Origin of the sequence: Desulfovibrio sp. 1188_IL3213 (genome assembly GCF_036763145.1) — a bacterium.
Classification (GTDB): Bacteria; Desulfobacterota; Desulfovibrionia; order Desulfovibrionales; family Desulfovibrionaceae; genus Desulfovibrio.
Genome location: NZ_JBAIYR010000172.1, coordinates 1 through 4699, shown reverse-complemented (window position 1 = coordinate 4699; position 4699 = coordinate 1). Strand labels below are relative to the sequence as shown.

Sequence of the window (4699 nt, the reverse complement as noted above, 5' to 3'; positions counted from 1 at the left end):
GCGAAGCTGTGTGCCGCGCGGGCTGCTCACAGTGTTGCGCCCAGCCCATACCCGTCAGCCCGCTGGAAGCGCTGGGCCTGCACTGGCAGATGCGGCACAGGGTGAAGCCGGAAATGCGCCATCTGCTTGGGCGCAGGCTCGCATCCTGTCAGGGTTGCCATGAGGACGTGCTTTTGCCGTGTCCCTTTTTGTGGAACGGCGCATGCCAGGTATACGCCCTGCGGCCTGTGGCCTGTCGCCAGTACATGGTTTTCAGGAGTCCCTGCGCTCCGGGCGAGGACGCCGTGCGGGATCGCCCGCAGGATGTGCTTGCCCCGCGCCATGACCGTATGCTGGAAGCCCTTGCCCGTACACTGCCATGGTATGCCGGGCGTGAGCCTTTACCCCCGTCGGGAACTGCAAAAAAAGAAGTGCGGCAGTTTTTTCGCTCCGTCACCACCGTGATTCAGGCCATCCCCTGGGAGCATTTTTTTCACGCCTGACGATTGCCATTGACCTCAGGGCTTTGGGTGGTCTGCCTTTGATCAGGAGAATAAAAGCCCATTGACTTTCCCCGCTGCCGAAATATCCTCTGCTCAGAAGCAGTGACAAAAGCCTGCCTGTGCGGTTTGCGCAGGAGGTGGACTGAAAGGGCAGAGCAACAGTCCGGTTATTGCGAATGCCCGTGGTTGACTGTTCCAACGCCAACGCCTTGGCAGGACGGAGTATACCGTTCGCGCAAGGTTTATACACGCCAAAGGCCCGCACGGTTTGTCCGCGCGGGCCTTGTTTCTTGTCGGGAAGGCTCCCTGCCGTCCCCGCGCAGGCGGCGCGACAGGGGCAAACAGAGGCAAACTGGGTACTTCAGATGTGGGCTGTTACAGGCGCGCAAAACCAGCACCGCGCAACGTCCGCACCGGCATAAACGCAGCCCGGCGGCTGCCGCTCCTGCCGAAAGACAGGGCGGGCAGCCGCCGGGGATTTTTTATATGCTGCCAGCCGTTGTGGGCCGCGCGCTGCTATTCAGCCGTAAAGGTGAGCGCTTCGTCCTTGACGTCCACGGTCACACGCTGGCCGTCGCGTATCTTGCCACCCACAATCTGGCGTGCCAGCGTGGTTTCCACGGCCTGCTGCACATAGCGCTTGAGGGGGCGTGCGCCGTAGACCGGATCATAGCCCGCTTCGCCGATGAAGCTTCTGGCGGCATCGGTCATGTCCAGCTTGATCTTGCGGTCTTCAAGGCGCTTGCGCAGGCGGGCCAGCTGCAGATCCACAATGCGGCTGATCTGATCGCGCCTGAGCGGCAGAAAGACCACGGTTTCGTCCACGCGGTTCAGGAACTCGGGCCTGAAGTGGCCCCGCAGTTCTTCCATCACCCGTTCGCGCGCGCCCTCTTTGAGGGTTCCATCCGCATCAATGCCGTCCAGAAGGTGCATGGAGCCTATGTTGGACGTCATGATGACAATGCTGTTGCGAAAGTCCACGGTACGCCCCTGGCTGTCAGTCAGGCGTCCATCGTCCAGCAGTTGCAGCAGCGTGTTGAACACATCCGGGTGGGCTTTTTCTATCTCGTCAAAAAGAATGACGGAATAGGGCTTGCGCCGCACGGCCTCCGTAAGCTGGCCGCCTTCATCATACCCCACATAGCCGGGAGGCGCACCAATGAGGCGGGATACGGAGTGTTTTTCCATATATTCGCTCATGTCCAGGCGCACCATATTGTCTTCCGTGTCAAACAGCGCCTCGGCCAGGGCCTTGGAAAGCTCTGTTTTGCCCACGCCCGTGGGGCCGAGGAAAATAAACGAGCCTGTGGGCCTGTCCGGGTCGGAAAGACCGGCACGGGCGCGCAGCACGGCATCGGACACGGCGTTGACGGCCTCGTCCTGCCCCACCACGCGTTCATGCAACTGCTCGGGCAGGCGCAGCAGCTTTTCGCGCTCCGATTCCAGCAGGCGGGTGACGGGTATGCCCGTCCACTTGCCCACAATTTCAGCCACATCGTCGGGGCGCACTTCTTCCTTGAGCAGACGCGATCCGTCAGCGGCAGCGCCGCCGTCCGAATCTTCGGCTTCAGCCAGTTTTTTCTCAAGTTCGAGCAGCTTCGAGTATTTCAGCTCAGCGGCCTTGTTGAGGTCATACGCGCGTTCGGCCTGCTCGATAGCCAGCTTGGTCTGTTCGATCTGCTCCTTGATTTCGCGCACATGATTGATGGAGCCTTTTTCGCTTTCCCACTGTTTGAGCAGGTCAGCCTGCTCGATGCGCAGGTCGACCAGTTCGTTTTCAAGCTTTTCCAGCCGTTCGCGGGAGGCCGCGTCGGTTTCGCGCCGCAGGGCCTCGCGCTCGATTTCAAGCTGCATGACCTTGCGATTCACCTCGTCAAGATCCGCGGGCAGAGAATCAATCTCGGTACGGATAAGGGCGGCGGCTTCGTCTATAAGGTCAATGGCCTTGTCGGGCAACTGGCGGTCAGTGATGTAGCGGTGCGAGAGCACCACGGCCTCTACAATGGCCGAGTCGCTGATGCGTACGCCATGATGCACCTCAAAGCGTTCTTTCAGGCCGCGCAGGATGGAGATGGTGTCTTCCACCGTCGGCTCTTCCACCATGACGGGCTGAAAACGGCGCTCCAGTGCCGGGTCTTTTTCAATATACTTGCGGTACTCGTCCACAGTGGTGGCGCCGATGCAGTGCAGTTCGCCGCGCGCCAGCATGGGCTTGAGCAGGTTGCCCGCGTCCATTGCGCCCTCGGTTTTTCCCGCGCCCACAATGGTGTGCAGTTCGTCAATGAAAAGAATCGTCTGGCCTTCGCTCTTCTCCACTTCATTGAGCACGGCCTTGAGGCGTTCCTCAAATTCGCCCCGGTATTTGGCTCCGGCAATAAGCGCGCCCATGTCCAGGGCAAAGAGCTTGCGGCCCTTCAGCCCCTCCGGCACGTCGCCCTTGACGATGCGGAAAGCAAGGCCCTCCACGATGGCTGTTTTGCCCACGCCCGCCTCACCGATGAGCACCGGGTTATTCTTGGTGCGCCGCGAAAGAATACGGATGACGCGGCGTATTTCAGAATCACGGCCGATGACCGGGTCCATCTTGCCCTGGCGCGCAGCTTCCACAAGGTCGCGCGCGTACTTGTTCAGGGCCTCGAAGGTGTCCTCGGGGTTGGCGCTGGTCACGCGAGCGCCCGCGCGCAATTCTTCCATCGCGGACACAAAGGACGCGCGGGTGATCTTGTATTCCTTGAACACTTCGCCAAGGGGTGTGGACGAAGGCACTTCTGTCAGCGCGGCAAACAGGTGGTCAACGCTGACGTACTCGTCCTTCATGCGTTTGGCTTCATTCTGGGCGTCGTTCAGCACCGTTGCCAGGCGCTGGGTAATCATGATCTTGGTGGGGTCAATGCCGCCGCCGGACACGGAGGGCCGTTTGCGCAGCGCGCCTTCAATGGCTACCGAAAGGGCGCGGGGCTGTATGCCCATCTGTTCAAGAATGCGCGGCACGATGCCGTTTTCCTGCTGCGCCAGTGCCAGCGCAAGGTGTTCGACGTCTGTTTCCTGATGACCCATGCCTGCTGCAAGGCTTTGGGCTTCACTGACGGCTTCGCGTGCTTTTTCTGTAAATTTGTTGATATCCATATGGTTCCTCCAGACAATGCCGTGCCTTGCGGCCGGCGAAATATTTGTCAGGCGTTATTACTTGAAAGTCTATAATGGCCCCGGATTTTTCTTGTTTCAGGCGCTGCCGGGCGGCCTGCCCGCGCAATGGTCGGCCTGGGGCCGGTTTGCTGCCGCAGCACATTGCTTTTTTGGCCCGCCGCGCCGCCGGAGCATGCTCCCCGGTGGGGTGCGCCGTACGCGACAGCTTGTTTGCACGCTTGTGAAGCGGGCGCCGTGAAAGCATCGGGAAGGGGTGTTCCCAATACGAAAATGCCTCAAAATTTGTGCAGGTCGTTTGCCTGTCCGCAAAACGGCCTTTACCGGTTTTTGTGCCGGATGTTTTTCCTGCGGCAGTGGAAAACTATTCGGCGCAGCGGCTAATCCTCAAAGTTTTTCAGGCTGCGTACTGTTTGTTCCAGCGCATCAATGCGTTCCAGCAGGTCCACTATTATGGTGCCGCCGAGGACAGGCAGTTCGAAGTCGCAGCAGATGCGTTCAAGCTTGCGCACGCGGTAAATATCCGCATCGCGAAAGAGGTCTCGCCGGGCGGCGTTGCTCCGGGCCTGAATCCAGCCAAGGGCCAGAAGTTCCTGAAGCCGCTCGGGGTCTACGCCCGTCACCTGAACAAATTCTTCCCAGACCATGACCGTGGAAGGCGCGGGCAGGGTGGGATGCTTGGGTGTCATGCTCATGCTAAAACCTCCGCCAGTTGCTATGCGCGGGCCTTGAACGCCGAAATTTCGGCCAGTTTTTGCCAGAGTTCGCGCTCTTCATCGGACAGTTGCGCCGGGGTCTTGATCATGACCCTGACCAGCAGGTCGCCGCGTTTTCCAGATGCGCCCAGGCCTTTGCCGCGCAGGCGGAACTTGCGTCCGGAGCTGGAACCGGCGGGAATCTGCATTTCAACGTGTCCTTCAAGGGTGGGTACTTCCACCGTGCCGCCGAGCGCTGCCTCCCAGGGAGCCAGAGCCACATCGCACTGCAGGTTTTCGCCGTCCACCCTGAAAATCGCGTGGGGCAGATAGCGCACCCGCAAAAAGAGGTCGCCGGGTGTCCCGCCGGGGGCGGGA

4 protein-coding genes are annotated in these 4699 nt (G+C 60.3%); 1 reads left to right on the top strand and 3 read right to left on the bottom strand.

The genetic code is table 11. The features are described from left to right. Nucleotides 1–482, top strand: a 482-nt coding sequence (locus V6C16_RS08120) for a YkgJ family cysteine cluster protein (RefSeq protein ID WP_333542991.1), incomplete at its 5' end; no start/stop codon positions are given. A gap of 516 nt (nt 483–998) precedes the next feature. On the opposite strand, the gene clpB is transcribed toward V6C16_RS08120, so the two are convergent. The 3 genes from clpB to V6C16_RS08105 all read right to left on the bottom strand — a co-directional run. Next, on the bottom strand, nt 999–3608 hold the full coding sequence (clpB, locus tag V6C16_RS08115; protein ID WP_333536394.1) for an ATP-dependent chaperone ClpB: 2610 nt from the start codon (nt 3606–3608) through the stop codon (nt 999–1001). A 398-nt stretch (nt 3609–4006) separates the two neighbouring features. Further along, entirely contained in the window at nt 4007–4321 is a 315-nt protein-coding gene (locus tag V6C16_RS08110; RefSeq protein ID WP_333536393.1) for a chaperone modulator CbpM, read from the bottom strand. 20 nt (nt 4322–4341) lie between these two features. Further along, nucleotides 4342–4699, bottom strand: a 358-nt coding sequence (locus tag V6C16_RS08105) for a DnaJ C-terminal domain-containing protein (protein ID WP_333542990.1), incomplete at its 5' end; no start/stop codon positions are given.

Excerpts from the sequence above, each read along its gene's own strand:
- clpB (WP_333536394.1), bottom strand. The coding sequence starts at position 3,608 with ATGGATATCAACAAATTTACAGAAAAAGCACGCGAAGCCGTCAGTGAA.
- V6C16_RS08110 (WP_333536393.1), bottom strand. The coding sequence starts at position 4,321 with ATGAGCATGACACCCAAGCATCCCACCCTGCCCGCGCCTTCCACGGTC.